The 19,138-nt window shown below is 58.0% G+C and carries 17 protein-coding genes and 3 tRNA genes; 15 read left to right on the top strand and 5 right to left on the bottom strand.

Annotated elements, in window-relative coordinates:
• The first annotated feature begins 61 nt into the window (after nucleotides 1-61).
• The 7 genes from hscB to IEX16_RS10330 all read left to right on the top strand — a co-directional run bounded on the left by hscB (nucleotide 62) and on the right by IEX16_RS10330 (nucleotide 8,202).
• A complete protein-coding gene (gene hscB / locus IEX16_RS10360; protein ID WP_188708406.1) occupies nucleotides 62-583 on the top strand; it encodes a Fe-S protein assembly co-chaperone HscB in 522 nt (173 codons plus the stop codon).
• A 34-nt stretch (nucleotides 584-617) separates the two neighbouring features.
• Complete coding sequence (gene hscA / locus IEX16_RS10355; RefSeq protein WP_188708405.1) at nucleotides 618-2,492, top strand: Fe-S protein assembly chaperone HscA; 1,875 nt, start codon at nucleotides 618-620, stop codon at nucleotides 2,490-2,492.
• Between the two features lie 15 nt (nucleotides 2,493-2,507).
• Nucleotides 2,508-2,846 (top strand): ISC system 2Fe-2S type ferredoxin, encoded by a 339-nt coding sequence (fdx, locus tag IEX16_RS10350; RefSeq protein WP_188708404.1) that lies wholly within the window; start codon nucleotides 2,508-2,510, stop codon nucleotides 2,844-2,846.
• Nucleotides 2,847-3,383: 537 nt separating this feature from the next.
• Complete coding sequence (locus IEX16_RS10345) at nucleotides 3,384-3,782, top strand: GtrA family protein (protein WP_188708403.1); 399 nt, start codon at nucleotides 3,384-3,386, stop codon at nucleotides 3,780-3,782.
• A gap of 70 nt (nucleotides 3,783-3,852) precedes the next feature.
• The gene (locus IEX16_RS10340) at nucleotides 3,853-4,638 is read left to right on the top strand and encodes a hypothetical protein (protein ID WP_188708402.1); all 786 of its coding nucleotides are present in this window, start codon (nucleotides 3,853-3,855) and stop codon (nucleotides 4,636-4,638) included.
• Nucleotides 4,635-7,235, top strand: a complete 2,601-nt coding sequence (locus IEX16_RS10335; RefSeq protein WP_188708401.1) for a tetratricopeptide repeat protein — start codon at nucleotides 4,635-4,637, stop codon at nucleotides 7,233-7,235. Before IEX16_RS10340 ends, IEX16_RS10335 begins: the two co-directional genes overlap by 4 nt.
• A 1-nt stretch (nucleotide 7,236) precedes the next feature.
• A complete protein-coding gene (locus IEX16_RS10330) occupies nucleotides 7,237-8,202 on the top strand; it encodes a glycosyltransferase family 2 protein (protein ID WP_188708400.1) in 966 nt (321 codons plus the stop codon).
• A 50-nt stretch (nucleotides 8,203-8,252) separates the two neighbouring features.
• Here IEX16_RS10330 and IEX16_RS20365 read toward each other — a convergent pair whose 3' ends face one another.
• On the bottom strand, nucleotides 8,253-9,740 hold the full coding sequence (locus tag IEX16_RS20365) for an SdrD B-like domain-containing protein (RefSeq protein ID WP_373288319.1): 1,488 nt from the start codon (nucleotides 9,738-9,740) through the stop codon (nucleotides 8,253-8,255).
• Here IEX16_RS20365 and IEX16_RS19990 point away from each other — a divergent pair.
• Nucleotides 9,655-9,954 carry a hypothetical protein gene (locus IEX16_RS19990; protein ID WP_229676283.1) on the top strand — a complete coding sequence of 100 codons (300 nt, stop codon included), beginning with the start codon at nucleotides 9,655-9,657 and terminating at the stop codon, nucleotides 9,952-9,954. The two genes, IEX16_RS20365 and IEX16_RS19990, sit on opposite strands and share 86 nt — an antisense overlap.
• 38 nt (nucleotides 9,955-9,992) lie before the next feature.
• Here the strand turns inward: IEX16_RS19990 and IEX16_RS10315 are convergent, their stop codons facing one another.
• Together IEX16_RS10315 and IEX16_RS10310 are read right to left on the bottom strand one after the other, a co-directional pair.
• Nucleotides 9,993-10,382 carry a hypothetical protein gene (locus IEX16_RS10315; protein WP_188708398.1) on the bottom strand — a complete coding sequence of 130 codons (390 nt, stop codon included), beginning with the start codon at nucleotides 10,380-10,382 and terminating at the stop codon, nucleotides 9,993-9,995.
• 115 nt (nucleotides 10,383-10,497) lie between these two features.
• The gene (locus tag IEX16_RS10310) at nucleotides 10,498-11,283 is read right to left on the bottom strand and encodes a hypothetical protein (protein ID WP_188708397.1); all 786 of its coding nucleotides are present in this window, start codon (nucleotides 11,281-11,283) and stop codon (nucleotides 10,498-10,500) included.
• Nucleotides 11,284-11,581: 298 nt separating this feature from the next.
• Here IEX16_RS10310 and dnaQ point away from each other — a divergent pair, with 298 nt between their 5' ends.
• Both dnaQ and IEX16_RS10300 read left to right on the top strand, forming a co-directional pair.
• A complete protein-coding gene (dnaQ, locus tag IEX16_RS10305; RefSeq protein WP_188708396.1) occupies nucleotides 11,582-12,289 on the top strand; it encodes a DNA polymerase III subunit epsilon in 708 nt (235 codons plus the stop codon).
• 31 nt (nucleotides 12,290-12,320) lie between these two features.
• Nucleotides 12,321-12,395 (top strand) — tRNA-Val (locus tag IEX16_RS10300).
• Between the two features lie 42 nt (nucleotides 12,396-12,437).
• Here IEX16_RS10300 and IEX16_RS10295 read toward each other — a convergent pair.
• On the bottom strand, nucleotides 12,438-13,220 hold the full coding sequence (locus IEX16_RS10295; RefSeq protein ID WP_188708395.1) for a 3-hydroxybutyrate dehydrogenase: 783 nt from the start codon (nucleotides 13,218-13,220) through the stop codon (nucleotides 12,438-12,440).
• Nucleotides 13,221-13,308: 88 nt separating this feature from the next.
• Between IEX16_RS10295 and IEX16_RS10290 the strand changes: the two genes are divergently transcribed.
• The 5 genes from IEX16_RS10290 (at nucleotide 13,309) to rimO (ending at nucleotide 18,927) form a co-directional block, all read left to right on the top strand.
• Entirely contained in the window at nucleotides 13,309-14,208 is a 900-nt protein-coding gene (locus tag IEX16_RS10290) for an alpha/beta fold hydrolase (protein ID WP_188708394.1), read from the top strand.
• 9 nt (nucleotides 14,209-14,217) lie between these two features.
• Nucleotides 14,218-16,488 carry a RelA/SpoT family protein gene (locus tag IEX16_RS10285; RefSeq protein ID WP_188708393.1) on the top strand — a complete coding sequence of 757 codons (2,271 nt, stop codon included), beginning with the start codon at nucleotides 14,218-14,220 and terminating at the stop codon, nucleotides 16,486-16,488.
• 151 nt (nucleotides 16,489-16,639) lie between these two features.
• A tRNA-Val gene (locus IEX16_RS10280) sits at nucleotides 16,640-16,716 on the top strand.
• Nucleotides 16,717-16,909: 193 nt separating this feature from the next.
• Complete coding sequence (gene phaR, locus IEX16_RS10275; RefSeq protein ID WP_229676300.1) at nucleotides 16,910-17,452, top strand: polyhydroxyalkanoate synthesis repressor PhaR; 543 nt, start codon at nucleotides 16,910-16,912, stop codon at nucleotides 17,450-17,452.
• 65 nt (nucleotides 17,453-17,517) lie between these two features.
• Complete coding sequence (gene rimO, locus IEX16_RS10270; protein WP_188708391.1) at nucleotides 17,518-18,927, top strand: 30S ribosomal protein S12 methylthiotransferase RimO; 1,410 nt, start codon at nucleotides 17,518-17,520, stop codon at nucleotides 18,925-18,927.
• Between the two features lie 111 nt (nucleotides 18,928-19,038).
• Here rimO and IEX16_RS10265 read toward each other — a convergent pair.
• Nucleotides 19,039-19,123 (bottom strand) — tRNA-Leu (locus IEX16_RS10265).
• Between the last annotated feature and the right edge of the window lie 15 nt (nucleotides 19,124-19,138).

The raw sequence follows: 19,138 nt of genomic DNA, 5'->3' as shown, positions 1-19,138 counted from the left end.
TCCGTGCGCCTAGCCTGACGATCGCTCGCTACGCTTTCCATCACAAAAATTTCTTACCGCCGTGCCCTCGCTTCAATCCAACGATTTCGAACTCTTTGACTTGCCTGTGCAGTTTGCGCAGGACAGCGCCATGCTCGATGCGCACTGGAAAGAGCTTCAGCGTGAGGCGCACCCCGACAAGTTTGTGGCGCAGGGCGCTGCTGCGCAGCGCCTGGCCATGCAGTGGTCGGTGCGCATCAACGAGGCCTACCAGCGCCTGAAAAATCCGCTCAAGCGGGCCATGTATCTGTGTGAGATACACGGCGCTCCGATCGAGGCAGAAAACAATACCGCTATGCCCGCCGACTTCCTGATGCAACAGATGCAATGGCGCGAAGCGCTGGATGATGCGGACGCGATCGAAGATATTGATGAAATTGCTGCCCAGGCCACGTCCAGCAAGCGCGAGCAGCTATTAAAAATAGAGCAACTGCTGGATGTCACGAAAGACTTTCCTGCTGCGGCCCGACAGGTGAGAGGCCTTATGTTTATTGAGCGTTTTGCCGCCGAGGTCGATGCGCGCATCGACGCGCTGGGACAATAGGCTCTCATAACAAATACAGCGCGACTCCAGACCCATGGCTTTACTGCAAATCTCCGAACCTGGCCAAACGCCAGATCCGCATCAGCGGCGCATTGCCATCGGCATTGACCTGGGAACCACGCACTCGCTGGTGGCCAGTGTGCGCAACGGCATCGCAGAATGCCTGCCCGATGTCCAGGGTCGTGCCATCTTGCCCAGCGTGGTGCGTTACGGCTTGGATGCCGGCGGTGCTGTGACCCGCCAGATCGGATACGAGGCGTTGGCTGCCCAGGTCGAAGACCCGGAAAACACAATTGCTTCTGTCAAGCGCCTGATGGGCCGTGGGATGCAGGACATCGGCAGCCGGGCTCAACTCCCGTACAAATTGATCGACAAACCCGGTATGGTCGCCGTGTTGACAGTCGCCGGTGAAAAAAGTCCGGTCGAAGTCAGTGCCGAGATTCTGGCCACCCTGCGCTACCGGGCCGAAGACACCTTCAACGACGATATATTCGGCGCGGTGATCACGGTGCCGGCCTATTTTGATGATGCGCAGCGCCAGGCGACCAAGGATGCCGCGCAACTGGCTGGCATTCATGTGCTGCGCCTGATCAACGAGCCGACGGCTGCCGCAATTGCTTACGGCCTGGACAACGGCAGTGAAGGTGTTTATGCCATCTATGACCTGGGCGGCGGTACTTTCGACATCTCCATCCTGCGCCTGAGCCAGGGGGTGTTTGAAGTGGTGTCCACCGGCGGCGATTCGGCGCTGGGCGGCGACGACTATGACCGCGCGTTGGTGCAATGGGTGCTGGACAAGGCCGGCGTGGCAGCAGACACGCTGACACCAGGCGACAAGGCGGCCCTGCTGCAGACCGCGCGGGCCTGCAAGGAAGCCCTGTCTGCTACAGATTCAGTAGCATTCTCCGCCCGCCTGACAAGGGCTAACGTGCAATTTGACATGAAGGCCGCGGACTTCGAGGCAGCCACCGCGTCGCTGACGCAGCGCACGCTGACGGCAGTACGAAAGGCCCTGCGCGACGCCCAACTGGGCAAGGACGACATTCAGGGCGTGGTGCTGGTGGGGGGCTCGACCCGCATGCCGCAGGTGCGCCGTGCGGTCGGCAGCTTTTTCGGCCGCGAGCCGCTCACCAACCTGAATCCCGATGAAGCGGTGGCACTGGGTGCGGCGGTTTCCGCCAATCAGCTGGCCGGCAATGCTGCCGGCAGCGAGTTGTTGCTGCTCGACGTGATCCCGCTGTCGCTCGGCATCGAGACCATGGGCGGTCTGGTTGAACGCATCGTGCCGCGCAACCAGACCATCCCAACAGCGATGGCGCAGGACTTCACCACCTACCAGGACGGGCAGACCGCCCTGGCGCTGCATGTGGTGCAGGGCGAGCGCGACCTGGTGGCCGACTGCCGCAGCCTGGCGCGTTTTGAGCTGCGCGGCATTCCGCCCATGGTGGCTGGTGCCGCGCGCATTCGCGTGACCTTCACGGTGGATGCCGACGGCCTGCTCAGTGTCAATGCCAAAGAGCAGGGCAGTGGCGTGGAGGCGCGCATCGATGTGAAGCCTTCGTACGGCCTGTCCGACGAGGACATCGCCCGCATGTTGCAGGAGAGTTTTTCCACCGCCCAGCAGGACATGCAGGCGCGTGCGCTGGCCGAGGCGCAGGTCGATGCCAACCGCATGTTGCTGGCGACACAAAGTGCGCTGACCGCCGATGCCGATCTGCTGCATGAAGCGGAGAAAACGGACATAAATCGCCTGATGGCCGAACTTGCCCGGATACGTCAGCACGGCGATGCCGCGCAGATTGAAGCCGCCGTCAAGGCGCTTGCCGATGGCACCGAAAATTTTGCCGCGCAGCGTATGAACCGCGGCATTCGTCAAGCCCTGGCCGGCAAGAACATCGCCACGGTTTGAAGAGGCAGCCACACCATGCCCATCATCAAAATATTGCCCCATCCCGAGTACTGCCCGAACGGTGCTGAAGTCTCAGCCTCCGCCGGCACTTCAATCTGCGAAGCCTTGCTCGACAACAAGATCAACATCGAACATGCGTGTGACATGAGCGCGGCCTGCACCACCTGCCATGTGATCGTGCGCCAGGGTTTTGCATCACTCAACGAGCTTGATGAAACCGAAGAAGATCTGCTCGACCGCGCCTGGGGACTGGAGCCCAACTCCCGCCTGAGCTGCCAAGCTATATTGGCACAAACCGACGTCACCGTCGAGATTCCCAAATACTCGATCAACCACGCCAAGGAAGTGCACTGATTCGTGCACTGATAGAGTCAGCAAGAACAACTCCTCGCCTTGATCGGCAGGCGGGACGGTGGGTCCAGCGCTCGCTGCTTTCAGTTCTGCGTTCTTTCGACTTGCGTGACAAAGCGGCGCAACTGCCGTATGACCATGCTTCTTCAATTCCACGCAGAGTTGGCCCCTTAAGGCCAGTTATTCCCATTGAAATTTGACCTCCATTAGGAAGTCTGTGCACGCCGCCCGAGCAGGCCTATTTGAATTAGTTGCCCCAACTGACCCAGGCCACATAAAATGAAATCTCTGGTGCGCCCCGAGTTGCCCACCGCGTCGGCCGGTTGGTCGCCCAGCGACCACCGACACCGAGGACAACTTTTGACTTTTGGCAATTCGCTCACAGTCCACTTATAAATCAGGGAAAGTTTTTCAAATAACCGGAGCCACTTCTTTCCCTACAAAAATGCATAACCAAATAAAAGAATCTGCATGACAGATGTGCATCAATGCGGAATCAACCAGAGCTACGGTATTTTCCCTGCGAAAGCTGGTGGTTAAGTGATACTTGCCACTTTGCGGCAATTCGCTCATTTTTCAGGCGTTGGGTTTATTTCAGCAGTCGGCCACTATGGTTTGATGGTTGCATTGGTTCAAGGTTTGGATGTAGTGCCAGTGCCTGCCTCTGCAGCAGGCGCAGTGCTTGGGGCCGGGATAAATTATTTATTAAATTACCGATTTACTTTTCGTAGCGCCAGACGCCACAGCGAGACCGTTCTAAAATTTTCCGTGGTTGCATCAGCGGGCTTGATGCTTAATACGATTTTCATGTGGCTTGGTGTTGAACTGCTAGGGTTCCACTACCTGATCAGCCAAATTGTGACGACAGGGCTTGTCATGGTCTGGAGTTTTTTGGGGAGTCGTTATTGGACCTTTCATGCAAGACGGATAGAAAAGTAGTGAAATAGTGCCCCCTGTTTCTCATTTGTCACATCTATTGCGCCATAGGTTATTGGCCTGCGCTATTTTCTTGATTTCTGTCCCGGCTTTGGCAGGAGGCATTTCCTTTCGCCTGTCGGCGACGGACTCTACGCTCATTGTTACCCTGTTAGGGGAAAGCCAAGCCTTCTACCCGTCAGTGCTGCGTATGCTGCCCGATGGTCGCTGGGAACCGCTGGCAACGAAGCCGGGTTCGGTTCTTCCTGCCGAACTGCTTCCCGGAAAAAATTATGCACTGGAATGGCCTGACACGCGACCACTGCAGGGCCTTACCCAGATTGAACGTTTGCTACCGGTGATGGTGCGTTACTTTGAAGTGGGTGGAGTCAGTTTTGGTCAGATTGTCTTCATTAACGCACCACCGCCCGCTATAGAAATCCTTCAGGCCAGCTATGTCAACGGTTTGCTGGTGGTTACACCGCCCGAGGCCAACCATATTGACAGTGCCACATCAAACACGATTCACGCTACTTGGGTGCTTTGGCCTCAAGAGGAGGGTATTGCACTGATTAGTGAGCCACTACGTTTTGAGCATGTGCAGCCTCCGGCGCGGCGCATCGAGTGGCAATCCGGCGCAAGTGCGGTCCATATCAATACGGGTAAAGGACAGCCGGATGCCATGTTGCTGCATGAAACAGCGCAAGGCTACGTGCTGCAAACAGTGGCTGGCAGCGGTTTGCAAGGTCGGCAACAGCGTGCCGTCTGGCTTGAGGCTAGTTCGAAGTTCTATGGCATGGCTCTCCTGTCTGCGCTTGTCGCTGTGATTGCGCTACTGCTGTATTTCATTCGGGCAGCACGGGGAAGCACGGTCAGATGAAAAATACCTTGATCAGGGCTATCGCACAGCGAATTCGCTTGGGAGGCGAAGTGGCCTTGACGCTAGGCGCTGCAGTCCTAGTCGCAACTATTCTAGGGATCAGCTTTCTCAATTCCGACAATTGGCCTACCGGTGGCGACAGTGCTTCGCATCTGCTGTATGCCTGGCTGTATGCCGACAGCCTGCTTTTTTCTGGCTATGTCATGCCCTGGGTTCCGGAAGTATTCGGCGGGCTGGCGTTTCTTTCCTACTATTTTCCGTTACCGTTCATTGTTATAGCTGTACTGTCAGAGTTTTTAGGCTTTGCACCTGCCTTCAAATGGGGCGCTTTTGGGGCCGCCCTATTGTTGCCCGGTGCTGTTTATATCGCCAGCCGTCGCTGGTTGAACTTCTCCTGTCTACCTGCATTCTTCGGCGCACTGGGTTCGCTTGCGTTTCTACTGCACGAGCAGAGTGCGATCTGGGGCGGTAATTTGCTTTCCACGCTGGCCGGTGAGTTTTCCTATAGCTATGGCTTACTGTTTGCCGTACTAGCAATGATGGCTTGGGCGCGTGCAATTTCTCTTGGTCGGGGATGGGTGTTGGCAGGATTGCTGGAGGCGGCTTGCGGTTTTTCTCATGGTTTTCCGTTACTGGTCGTGGGGTTTTCCACGATTTTTCTGCTGCTCGATTGTGGCTCCTGGGTTTCTTTTCGGAGAGTTTTCGGGCAACTCGCCCGTGGTCATTTGCTTGCCTTTGGTTTGCTCGGTGGATGGCTGTGGCCATTGCTTGAGATGCATGGATTAACCATCCCCAATGACGCCTCTTTTCCCTTGTCGGGTTGGCGCGATCTCTTGCCGGCCACGCTGTGGCCTTCGATTGTGGCCGGCGTCACCGGGATTGCATTGCTGGCGGTTCCAGCTGTCCGACGGAGTTGGAGACAGGAACAGGCGCTAGCGTTGCGCTATCTCACCAGTGGGGCAGGTCTTGCTGCGTTTGCATTTATGGTCGGTGACAAGCTCGGCCTTGCCGATATCCGGTTTTTTCCAATGGTCTGGCTGTTCGGAGCCCTTGTTTGTGGCTGGCTATTCGGGCAGGCATTGGCTGTTCTGGGCGCCGCCCCTGATCGTGTCGGTAACGGCCTCCTACGCCTGGCCCGGGCCATGATCGTTTCAGCCTTTGGACTTGGCTTGCTCGGATGGCTGGGCCAGCATGTTCATCAGGCGCCAGGCTGGGCGCAATGGAATCATTCCGGACTAGATGCCAAACCGCAATGGCACAACCTGAGCCAGCTTTTCCCCGCCATGCGTGGCGACTTGTGGAGCCCGAGACTGCTTTTCGAACACGATCCGGCAAACGAAGACATCGGATCGACTCGCACCCTCGAGTCACTGCCGATGTTCCTTAACCACCGTCCTGTACTCGAAGGACTTTATATGGAGTCCGCAGTCCTCGGGCCAGCCATTTACCAGTTGCAATCAGAAGTGTCGGCGCGCGCTTCTTCGCCACTCGTACGCTTCCCCACTGGGCCAACCATAGATCCATCGTTCGCCGCCAAGCACATGAATTTTATGCACACGGATACGCTGTTGCTACGCAGCACGCAAGCTAAGGCGGCAATTGAGGCAAGCGCGCTGTTTGAAAAAATTGCAGAGTCTTCACCCTTTACGCTTTACCGGCTCAAGCAATTTGATAGCCGCCTGGTGCAAGTTGTCACTCAGCCGCTGCGTATTCTTTCTGAAAAAAACTGGATGGAAGACGCCTTTACCTGGTTCAGAACGCGCAGCCGCTTTGACGCTTATCTACCGGTTTACGGTGAAAATCTGGCGATCAAGGCGGCAACCCAAGCATCGCCCCCTTCAACGCAAGTCGGTGAAAAACTGCTGTCGCGTCACGAACTGGTGTTCGAAACAGAAGCGATCGGTCGCCCACATCTCATAAAAATCGCCTACCACCCACGTTGGCAACTTCTCTCCAAAGGAAGTCTGCGAATTGCTGGGCCCGGATTCATGCTGATCGTGCCGGAAGAACGCGAAATCCAACTAGTCTATGGTCATACGCTGGTGGCTAAAGTGGGAATGGCGGCAACTGCCTTGTCAGTTTTCTACTTGATGTTCCTGGTCTTGAAGCGTAAGCAGAGGCTGGCCGTTCTTCCAGAAATACTTTCTATTTGTACCGCTCGTGCACTGATGCTCCGTTGGCTACCGCTGCTTACCGGATGGGGAATACTGGTTATTGCGGGCACGTTTTTCGCCATGCACTCACCCGAACGGGCTTATAACCACGCATGGGAGTTGTTTAGGTCCGATCGCTACGAAGCGGCAAGTGAACAATTTCTTCGTGCCTACGAGTTGAGAAAACCAACGGCAAAAAGGGAAGAAGCCTTGTTTTGGTTAGCAAAATCCATCATTCTGGCTGGTCATCGCGCTGAAGCGAAAGCACGTTACCGCGAATTGTGCGAACAATATCAAGGCTATTGGCTTCCAGAGAGTCTCTATATCTTAGCCTTACTGGAGCGCGAGGACGGTCACAGCACGGAAGCTGAATCTTATATTCGTCGACTGCGTGAAGAGTATCCCACCAACACATGGACGCTGAAACTTGATACGACCAAATGACATGACCATTGATCTCTCGCGTCCTAAACTCAGCGTTGTGGTACCGGCCTTTAACGAGGCGGGGGGAATCGCGGCCTTTCTTGAACAACTGTTTGCAGTGCTGAGCGACTGTTGCGTCGATTTTGAGGTCTGGGTCATTGATGACGGCAGCTCCGACGCCACCTGGGTGCGTTTATGCACAGAACAATCACGTTATCCACAACTGCACGGACTGCGGTTTACGCGGAACTTCGGCAAGGAAGCGGCTATTCTTGCCGGACTACGCCACGCCCGTGGCGACGCCGTAATTGTTATGGACGCAGATGGCCAGCATCCACCCGGCCTGTTACCGGACCTGCTCAAACCCTGGCAAAGCGGTTGCGCAAAAATTGTTGCCGCGAAAAAGAAGAGGCGAAACAACGATGGTTGGAGGGCACGATTCAATGCCCATATCTTCAATAAATTAATGAAGTCGCTAACCGGGCTTGATCTTGCCGATGCCTCGGATTTTCGTCTTCTTGACCGCCTGGTTGTCGATACGCTGCTCGCTTTCCCTGAGAAAGTTCGCTTCTTTCGCGGCATGACAGTATGGACGGGGTTCGTCACCGCGCAAATCGATTTTGAGGTACCTCCCCGACTTGTCGGCGAGAGTCAATGGAGTACCGTACAACTAACTCGATTTGCCATCACTGCCATGACTGCTTACAGCGCAAAGCCGCTGAGTTTGATATTCCGGTTTGGATTGCTGGGGATGTTGGCGGCTGGCCTGTTACTGTTACAGGCACTGTATTCCTGGCTAGCGGGCACCGCTATTTCCGGTTGGACCTCACTCACGTTCATATTGCTATTATTCGGTTCCGCAAACATGCTTGGCATCGGTGTCCTGGGCATCTATCTCGCCCAGTTATTCGATGAAATCAAGCGTCGCCCAGAGTTTCTGGTACGGGAAACACTGGGCGATGTAAGCAACGTAGCCGAACCCCATTAGATACCGGTTTTTCCGCCTCCGCGGGCGGTGAAGGCCGGCGGTGAATCAGACTAAGGGCGCGGCCCCATAGCCCCACCACCAGGTCCCATAGGACTAGGTCCCATAGGACCGGGCACCATTGGACTAGGGCTCATAGGGCTAGGCCCCCCGATACCACCGCCAGGAGGTGTCATACCAGGACCACCCATGCCTGGACTCATGCCACGCCCCATGCCGCTACCGAAACCGAGTGGATTTTCGACAGCTTTTTTACCCACCGCTTGTTCTGGGCTGTCGGGTTTTACACCTTCGCCACTTGTGCCAGCGCCATTGGTGCTTGCGCCAGTCGTCCCAGTTGTGGTCACGGGCGGCTTGGTTGTGACCGTCACTGTTGTAGGTGCCGCAGTCGTGCGAGGTGTGGTTGTGGCCGTCACTGTTGTTGGGACCGCAGTCGTGCGCGGGGGGGTGGTCACGGGCGGCTTGGTTGTGACCGTCACTGTTGTAGGCGCCGCAGTCGTGCGAGGTGTGGTCGTGGCCGTCACTGTTGTTGGGACCGCAGTAGTGCGTGGGGGGGTGGTCACGGGCGGCTTGGTTGTGGCTGTCACTGTCGTAGGCGCCGCAGTCGTGCGAGGTGTGGTCGTGGCCGTCACTGTTGTTGGGACCGCAGTCGTGCGCGGGGGGGTGGTCACGGGCGGCTTGGTTGTGGCTGTCACTGTTGTAGGTGCCGCAGTCGTGCGAGGTGTGGTTGTGGCCGTCACTGTTGTTGGGACCGCAGTAGTGCGTGGGGTGGTGGTCACGGGCGGCTTGGTTGTGACCGTCACTGTTGTAGGCGCCGCAGTCGTGCGAGGTGTGGTCGTGGCCGTCACTGTTGTTGGGACCGCAGTAGTGCGCGGGGGGGTGGTCACGGGCGGCTTGGTTGTGGCTGTCACTGTCGTAGGCGAGGTGGTGGTCGCGGGCAGCTTGGTTGTGGCTGTCACTGTCGTAGGCGAGGTGGTGGTCGCGGGCAGCTTGGTTGTGGCTGTCACTGTCGTAGGCGAGGTGGTGGTCGTGGGCAGCTTGGTCGTGGCTGTCACTGTTGTAGGCGAGGTGGTCGTCGTGGGCAGCTTGGTTGTGGCTGTCACTGTCGTAGGCGAGGTGGTGGTCGCGGGCAGCTTGGTCGTGGCTGTCACTGTCGTGGGCGAGGTGGTGGTCGCGGGCAGCTTGGTCGTGGCTGTCACTGTCGTAGGCGAGGTGGTGGTTGTGGGGGGCGGCTTGGTTATGGGCGGTGTGGTGTTAGGTGTTGTATTTATAAGGGGGGTAGCCGTGACAGGGATATCCCTGGTGCTGCTATAGGTGATCGTGCCGTCGGCGTTGCGCATCAACATGCCGGCTATGGTTCGTTTTTCGTCGACGGTGATCGATTGATTACGCCGACCGACGATAATAAGGTCGTACTTTCCCGGTGTCAGCCCAGTGAATTTATAAATTCCATCTTTGTTCGTCACGGTCGTAAGTGCGCTGCCATCGGGATTTTTCTTCACGACGACGACGACATTCGGGATAGGTTCACTGGCCGCCATTGCCGCCGAGCTCAGCAGCGTTAAAGCTAATCCGAGGACGAGCGCGCGCGTGCCAGCGTATGCCGACGAAAGTCTTATTTTTTTTTCTTCGGCGTTTATGACACGGCTATGTTGGGAGTTGATTTCGCTGCTCCTCGTTGAAGGTAGAGTGATGGATCATTCAATTTCGAAATACTTGTCAATTCGCTCGGTGGTTTTGATGCCGCCCGGTTAGACGGTGAACAGCCTTAGCGGCAAGGGTCCGGAAATGGACTATCTCGGCCTCATCGCTCCGCTGCCCGTGCCTGCAGTGCCCGTGCTTGCAGTGCCCGTGCTTGCAGTGCCCGTCATCGAAGGACTGGAAAGGGGACCGGAGCCGATAGTTTGCTGTTGATTGAAGCCACCGCCGAAAGTTTGACCGCCTGAGCCGCTGCCGCTCATTTGCGAGCTGAATCCGCCGGACAGGCTGCTGGCGCTGCCGGTACCGCCTGCGGGACCCATGCCAGTGCCGCTACCGAAGCCGATAACCGGGTTGGGTAGAGTTTGCTCCGCCACTATGGTGGTGCCGACCGCCTGGTTGAATCCAGGTTGAGCCGCTGCGTTCATGGGGCCGATGGCGATGAAGGCGTATGCCGCTGTGAAAATTGCAGGTTTGATTTTCATTTCAATGACCTTTTATTGGGTTGAACCTCGATGGCAAGAGGTATTGAGCTCTACAAGCTTGAGGCGCAGTGGGCAGATTTTTGGTTGTCGATTTACGATTTAGCTTGCGGAGCTATCAATAACTGAAGTTCAGGCCTACCGACACCGTGTGGTTGGTATAGGCTGTTCCGGCCAAATTGGAATCATTGCGCCCATAGGCGTAGCCGCCGCTCAGATACCAGTTTTTCGCCACCCTCTGTGTCACCTCGGCGAACAGCGTTTCCGATTTGCTGACAAAGAGCGTCGCACTCTTGAAATCACGCGTAGCGTGGCTGTAGCCGAGGTTGACGAACGTGTCTTTGAGCGGCAGGTAGCCCAGATTCACGCCGTAGGTTTCGCCGGTGTAGCTGTAGCCACTAAGGTTGGCTTTGGAGTCCTCATAGTCGCCAAACGCTTTGACAAAGACAGTCGGGCTCAATTGCTTCTTGATTTCAAGGGTTCCGCCGAAACCTTTGGAGTCGCTCGCGGTCTGCCGGGTGTAGCGAGTAAAACCGCGAGCCGTGACCTGCCCCGACCAGGTGGGGGAAAGCTGCTGGTAGAGCCCCGCGCTCGCCACCAACATGGAACTGTTGAGGGCGTTGAATTTTTGGTAGGCGGAAGAGAGTGCACCGATCTGACCGATGAAGTAGCGGGTTTGCGCGTCATCCAGCGGTGTGAAGTACACCGCGGAAGTGCTCAGTGTAAGGTAGTTGTCGCTGAGCTGATTCGCTTTGGTCGGCGTATCGGGTGAGCCGTTGACGTTGTTGTCATGGGACAGCTTGGCACCGGCATTAAACGTGACCTCGGCTTGAGCCGGGCCGACCAGAACCGCCAAAACGGAGGCAAAGACGAAAGCGGGGGTCAAATTAAATCGCACTGGCATGTCCGTTCTTCTTTATGGTTCGAGCTTCTTGCAAAACGCCCGGACTGAGCAGGATTAACCGCTGATGGGGTAGGGATGGACAGCCATTGCTGGCAAGATGGAGGCTCGGAAGACCTCGTCGATGCCCAGATGTATGGTACGCCACTCCAAGGATATTGCAACAACTTGTAGCAAGGGGTGTCGCTTGGGCTTGAATTCAGATCGGACGGGGGTTTGCTGGCGCCGAAGCGAGAGCAGGTGCTTCCTACGTTGGAATACGCAACCCGACCAGGAACGACCCGGAGCGATAATCCTGCCCATGCGCCAAATCGTTCTAGATACTGAAACCACCGGTCTTTCCGCTGAAAACGGCGATCGCATCATCGAAATCGGTTGCGTTGAATTGCTGGGCCGCAAGCTCACTGGCAACAACAAGCATTTCTACCTGAATCCCGAGCGGGACAGCCATGAAGACGCTCTGAAGGTGCACGGCATCAGCAATGACTTTCTGCAGGACAAGCCCAAGTTCCCGGCGATTGCCGACGAATTGCTGAAGTACCTGCAAGGCGCTGAAATCATCATTCACAACGCTCCTTTTGACGTCAGCTTTTTGAACAAGGAGCTTGAACTGGCTGGTCTGCCGCCCATCAAGCAGTATGTTTCCAAGGTCACCGACAGCCTGATGATGGCCAAGGAACTGTTTCCCGGAAAACGCAACTCGCTCGATGCGCTGTGCGACCGGCTTGAGGTGGACAATTCCGGACGAACCCTGCACGGCGCTTTGCTCGATGCCGAACTGCTGGCCGATGTTTATATCAACCTGACGCGTGGGCAGAACGCTCTGGTGATGGAGGTTGGCAGCGCGGCCGGTGACGGCGGCAACATCGCGGTGATTGACCTGCGTGGATTTGAATTGCCGCTGCTGCTGGCCAACGAGCATGAAATGGCGGCGCATGAAAACTTGCTGACCGACATCGACAAGGCCAGCAAGGGCAAAACAGTCTGGCGTGTGCTCGAGAGTGCGTGAGAAAGCCGCTATAATCTGAGGCTGACCGACAGGGCGGTTAGCTCAGGGGTAGAGCACTGCATTCACACTGCAGGGGTCGCAAGTTCGAAACTTGCACCGCCCACCAAATTCAAACCCCAAGCCAGCAATGGTTTGGGGTTTTTCTTTGTCACTGCGCTGCCCAGCCCCCATCCATGTTCCAGGCCACGCCGCGCACATTGTTGCCAGCGGGTGAACAGAAAAACACTGCCAGAGCGCCGAGTTCTTCGGGCGTGGTGAACTGCATCGACGGTTCCTTTTCGCCGAGCAACTGCCGTGTTGCTTCCTCATTGGAGATGTTGCCGGCGGCAGCTTTGGCATCCACCTGTTTCTGCACCAGCGGGGTCAGCACCCAGCCTGGGCAGATGGCATTGCAGGTTATACCCGTGATGGCGTTTTCCAGTGCGGTGACCTTGGTCAGGCCGACGATGCCGTGTTTGGCCGCGACATAGGCAGATTTTTCGGCTGAACCGACCAGGCCGTGCACTGAAGCCACATTGAGGATACGTCCCCATCCCTTTCCGCCATCAGCAGCCTGCATGGCAGGCAACGCCAGACGCGTGGCGTGGAAGGCGCTGCTGAGGTTGATCGCGATCACCGCATCCCAGCGTTCGACGGAGAAGTTTTCAATTTTTGCCACATGCTGGATGCCGGCGTTGTTGACCAGGATGTCTACCCGACCAAACTGCATGGCGGCGAACTTCATCATGGCTTCAATCTCGGCAGGCTGGCTCATGTCGGCACCGTGGTAAGCCACCTTGACGCCCAGCGCGGCGATTTCCGCCTGCGGGCCGTCGGTATCGCCAAAACCGTTGAGCACGATGTCGGCGCCCTGTTGCGCCAGTGCTCTGGCGATGCCGAGGCCAATGCCACTGGTCGAGCCGGTCACGAGGGCGGTTTTACCTTTGAGCATGAAGTTTCTCCGTATGATTGATGATGCAAATGAAACGCTGAAAAGCTGTTTCGACAATTATCAAGCCTTGAATCCGGATTCCATTGCAATGACCGACCCTACGCTGAACTACTTACCCTGCGCCCACGCCTTCGGCGGTCACCGCATGGCGTACTGGCAATGGGGCGATACTGAAAATCCGCACGTGGTGATGTGTGTGCATGGCTTGTCGCGGCAGGGCAGGGATTTCGATGTGCTGGCTGGCTACCTCGCTGATCAGGCGCGGGTGGTATGTCCGGACGTGGCCGGCCGCGGTCAGAGCGACTGGCTCCAGGATCCGATGGCTTACCAGATCCCGCAGTACGTTGCCGACATGCTCGCCCTGCTGGCTCACCTGGACCAGCAAGCACCCGTGACCACGCTGGATTGGGTCGGCACCAGCATGGGTGGCCTAATCGGCATGGCGATTGCCGGCCAGCCCGGACTGCCTTTGCCTGCTCCGGTAAACAAGCTGGTGCTCAATGACGTGGGACCGGCCATCGAATGGAGCGCCATCCAGCGTATTGCGGCCTATCTCGGCAAGGCCGGGCATTTCGACTCGCTGCAGCAGGCTGCCGATGCGATGTGGGCCGTGTCGACAAGTTTCGGCCCGCACACGCCCGAGCAGTGGCTGGCCCTGTCACGCCCTATGGTCAAGCCGGTGCCGGGCGCGCAGGATGGCCGCGTGATGCTGCATTACGACCCGGCGATTGCTGTTGCGGTGCGTGCGGCAACCGAGGAGTCGGCACGCCAAGGCGAGGCGACCTTGTGGCTGCTCTACGACCAGATAAAGGCGCCGGTGCTGGTCCTGCGTGGCGCCGACTCGGACCTGCTCAGCCACGAAACCGCTCTGGCCATGACGCAGCGTGGGCCGCGCGCGCGGGTCGTCGAGTTTGAAGGGGTAGGTCATGCACCCACCCTGGTGAGTCTGGACCAGGTCAGTACGGTCAGTGATTTTCTTTTTGTCTGAAGCCTCGCCATGAAAAATACCGGGGTCGGGCAGGGCGCCTTGACCGTAGCGCCCATCCAGCATACAAGCAACGCGTCCATTGTGACGGCGACAGCAGACAGCCTGCCGGACCAGCCGGATGCACTGGTTCGCGCGCGCGCCTTTGCCGAGCCGCTGATCGCCAGCGAGATGCTAGACACGGGGGAAAACATCCTGGCCCACGCGGATGCGGTTGCCGCAATCCTCAAGACCATAGGCGGCTCCGAAGCCATGCAGGCTGCCACCTATCTGGTGCATGCCTGCGCGCACCTGAACAAGCCCCAGGAGGTTATTGCCAAGGCCTTTGGCGCTAATTTCGCGGCTCTGGCCATGGAAACCACCAAGCTGGTCAATGTGCAAAAGCAGGCCCGCGCCGCCGATGCCAAGGCGCAACTGACGGAAGACCCTGCTGCGCAGACCGAGAATGTGCGCAAGATGTTGCTGGCGTTTTCGCGTGACTTGCGAGTCGTCATGCTGCGCCTGGCATCGCGGCTGCAGACCTTGCGCCACTTTGCAGCGATTCGCCAACAGGCCCCGTTGGCCGTGGCGCGCGAGTCGCTGCATGTGTTCGCACCGCTGGCCAACCGGCTGGGCATCTGGCAGATCAAGTGGGAGATGGAAGACCTTGCCTTCCGTTTTCTCGAGCCCGATACCTACAAACAGATCGCGCGCCTGCTGGATGAAAAACGGACCGAACGCGAAGGCTTCATGGAGAGCTTGCGCGCACAGCTTGAGCGCGACCTCAATAGCGGCGGGACTGCAGCGCTGGTGCAGGGCCGGCCCAAACACATCTACAGCATTGTCAAAAAAATGCGCGGCAAATCGCTGGACTTCGAACAGGTCTTCGACATCCGCGCCCTGCGTGTGATTGCCGCCGACGTGAAGGGCTGTTATGCGGCGCTCGGTTTTGTGCATGCCAACTTCACGCCGGTGGAGGGAGAGTTCGACGACTACATCGCCAAGCCCAAGTCCAACGGCTACCAGTCGCTGCATACCGTTGTGCGTGACGCGCAGCAGCGTGCGGTCGAAATCCAGATCCGTACCCAGGCCATGCACGACCATGCCGAGCATGGTGTCGCCGCCCACTGGGCCTACAAGGAGGCCGGTGCCAAGGGCTACAGCGGCGTCTCGGCCAGCAGCGAATACGATGCAAAAATTGCGGTGCTGCGTCAACTCCTGGCCTGGGAGCGCGATTTGTCGGGCCCGGCATCGGCAAAAGCGCGTGAGTCCAATCAGGGGCTGTTCGAGGACCGCATCTACGTGTTGACGCCCGATGCGGCCGTGGTCGAGTTGCCCCAGGGTGCGACGGCGCTGGACTTTGCCTACTGCGTGCACACCAGCCTTGGCCACCGCTGCCGCGGTGCAAGGCTGGACGGCGCCATGGTGCCGCTGAACACGCCGCTGCAAAACGGGCAAACCGTCGAGGTGGTGACTACCAAAGAGGGTGGTCCCTCGCGCGACTGGCTCAATCCCGAGCTGGGCTTCCTTGCCAGCCACCGCGCGAAGTCCAAGGTGCGCGCATGGTTCAACGCGCAAGCCATGGCGCAGACGGTGGCGCGTGGGCGCGATGCCGTTGAAAAGCTGCTGCAGCGCGAAGGCAAGACCGCGATGAAGCTGGAGGATGTGGCAGCGCAGCTCGGTTTCAAGAGTGCCGAGGATTTGTTCGAGGTGGTCGGCAAGGACGAGTTGTCCCTGCGCACCATCGAAAACATGCTCAAGCCGCCGGAGCCGGCGCTGACGCAGGACGACTATGTGCTGGCCAAGAAGGCTAGGCCTGACAAGTCCGCAGGCCGCAGCAGCAAGGGCGCTGTGCTGGTGGTCGGCATCGACTCGCTGCTGACGCAACTGGCGAAATGCTGCAAGCCCGCACCGCCAGACGCCATCCTCGGCTTTGTGACCAAGGGCAAGGGCGTGAGCATCCACCGAAGCGATTGCAGCAACTTCCGCAACATGGCCGGCGGCAGCCCGGATCGCGTGATCGAGGTCGAGTGGAGTCAGCCCAAAAACAGCGGCGGCGCGGTCTACCCGGTCGACGTGGCCATCGAGGCCGCAGACCGCCAGGGTCTGTTGCGTGATATTTCCGAGGTATTTGCCAAGGAAAAAATGAATGTGATCGGCGTGCAGACGCAATCGGTCAAGGACAACCGCGGCGGTACGGCGTGGATGACTTTCACCGTGGAGGTGACGGAGTCGGGGCGCCTGAACCAGGTGCTGGCGGTCGTGGCCGAGGTCGCGGGTGTGCGGTCGGCACGAAGGCGCTGACGCGCTGTGTTGTTGGCGGCGGTGAGGCGGGCGGTTTTTCGCAGGGCCGCCCCAAGGAAAACACGCCCCATCGGGGGGCAGCGAATTACACGCAGTGAATGAGCGTGGGGTCAAATTTCTCCTGCTACAATAGTTGAGTCGAACAATACTTAGGCGCGTAGCTCAGCTGGTTAGAGCACCACCTTGACATGGTGGGGGTCGTTGGTTCGAGTCCAATCGCGCCTACCAATTTTCTCAATTTTCCCGATCGCTGTGGTCTCCACAACGCACACAGGGTAAACCAAGGGGATTGTTGGTATGCATACTTCCTAGAATGCAAATGAGACCTGTGCAACAGCACAGGCAGCCATCCCAGGGAGTTCGTGCAGTGCCAAAAAGCAAGCCTACCAGTTCGCCAAGAAATCAGACCACCGAGCCGGGGCTGTCGTCGGGCAGTGCTGCGGCCGGTAACGGTAAGACGGCCAAACCGCGCATAATTAAAAAATACCCGAACCGCCGTCTCTACGATACCGATACCTCGACCTACATCACGCTGGCCGATGTCAAACAACTTGTGATGGACACGGCTGACTTCGTGGTGCGTGATGCCAAGACCGGCGAGGACCTGACGCGCAGCATCATGCTGCAGATCATTCTTGAAGAAGAAACCGGTGGTGCGCCCATGTTCACCGAGGCAGTGCTGGGCAACATCATCCGTTTTTATGGCAATGCGATGCAGAGCTTCATGGGAAGTTACCTCGAAAAAAATGTCCAGTCCTTCATGGACTTGCAGGTCAAGATGTCCGAGCAGTCCAAGGGGCTGACGCCTGAGTTGTGGGGGCAATTCATCAACGCACAGTCGCCGATGATGCAGGGCATGATGGGCAGTTATGTCGAGCAGTCCAAAACCGTGTTCACGCAGATGCAGGAACAGATGCAAAAGCAAAGCGAACAAATGCTGGCTGCCCTGGGCCTGAAGCGCTGACCGCGTCTTAAAGGTTCTTTCCGTCACCGCAGGTGCGTGACAGCCGGCTCTGAGACAATGCGGATATGAGCTCCGTTCTTTCTCCCGCACCTTCCATCTCTTCGAACAAGGCCCCGCGCGTCGGTTTTGTCAGCCTCGGTTGCCCCAAGGCCTTGACCGATTCGGAGCTGATCCTCACCCAATTGAACGCAGAGGGATACCAGACCTCCAAAACCTTTGAGGGCGCCGACCTGGTGATCGTCAACACCTGCGGCTTCATTGACGACGCGGTCAAGGAAAGCCTGGACACGATAGGCGAGGCACTGGCTGAAAACGGCCGCGTGATCGTCACCGGGTGCCTTGGCGCCAAGGCCGGCGATGGCGGTGGCAACCTGGTGCGGCAGATGCACCCCAGCGTGCTCGCCGTTACCGGACCACACGCGACCCAGGAGGTGATGGACGCCGTGCACCTGAACCTGCCCAAGCCGCATGACCCGTTTGTGGACCTGGTGCCCAACTCCTTCGGCATTGCGGGCATCAAGCTGACGCCGCGGCACTACGCCTACCTGAAGATCAGCGAAGGCTGCAACCACCGTTGCACCTTCTGCATCATTCCCTCGATGCGTGGCGATCTGGTCTCTCGGCCGATCGGCGATGTGTTGAACGAGGCACGCGCATTGTTTGAGGGCGGTGTTCGGGAACTGCTGGTGATCAGCCAGGACACCTCTGCCTATGGCGTGGACGTCAAATACCGCACTGGCTTCTGGGACGGCAAGCCGGTCAAGACCCGCATGCTGGAACTGGTACAGACACTCGGAGAGATTGCCGAACCTTACGGCGCCTGGGTGCGGCTGCATTACGTCTATCCGTATCCCAGTGTGGACGAAGTGATTCCTCTGATGGCCAGCGGCAAGGTACTGCCTTATCTCGACGTGCCTTTGCAGCACAGCCATCCCGACGTGCTCAAACGCATGAAGCGCCCGGCCAGCGGCGAGAAGAACCTGGAACGTATTGCGCGCTGGCGCGAGATGTGTCCCGAGATTGTGATTCGCAGCACCTTTATCGCCGGTTTTCCGGGTGAGACCGAGGCAGAGTTCGAACACCTGCTCGATTTCATGCGTGAGGCAAAGATTGACCGCGCCGGCTGTTTTGCCTATAGCCCGGTCGATGGCGCCACGGCCAATGCGCTGCCCGGCATGCTGCCCATGGAACTGCGCGAAGAACGCCGGGCGCGCTTCATGGCGGTTGCCGAGGCGGTCTCCAGCCAGAAGCTGCAGCAGCGTGTGGGTGCCACCATGCAGGTGCTGGTGGACTCGGCGCCAGGCATGGGCAAAAAAGGCGGCGTGGGTCGCAGTTATGCCGATGCGCCCGAGATTGATGGCGTGGTGAAATTGTTGCCGCCCGAGAAAATCAGCAAGACGCTGAAGATCGGAGAATTCACGAAGGCCAGGATTGTCGGCACCCAGGGTCATGACCTGGTGGCTGTGCCTGTCTGAGGTGACAGGCACCAGCGGCGCATGAGCAGCACCTCAGTGCATGAAAAACAAAAAGGCCACTGGATTGACAGTGGCCTTTTTTGAGCCAGCTTTCACTGGTTTGGATGTATCTGGTGCCCGGGAGAGAACTCGAATCTCCACATCTTGCGATACACGGACCTGAACCGTGCGCGTCTACCAATTCCGCCACCCGGGCACAGCCAGCAGTGTA

This window comes from Polaromonas eurypsychrophila (assembly GCF_014641715.1).
GTDB lineage: Bacteria > Pseudomonadota > Gammaproteobacteria > Burkholderiales > Burkholderiaceae_C > Polaromonas > Polaromonas eurypsychrophila.
The sequence above is the reverse complement of the archived record's forward strand: the minus strand, read 5'-3'. Positions and strand labels throughout refer to the sequence as shown.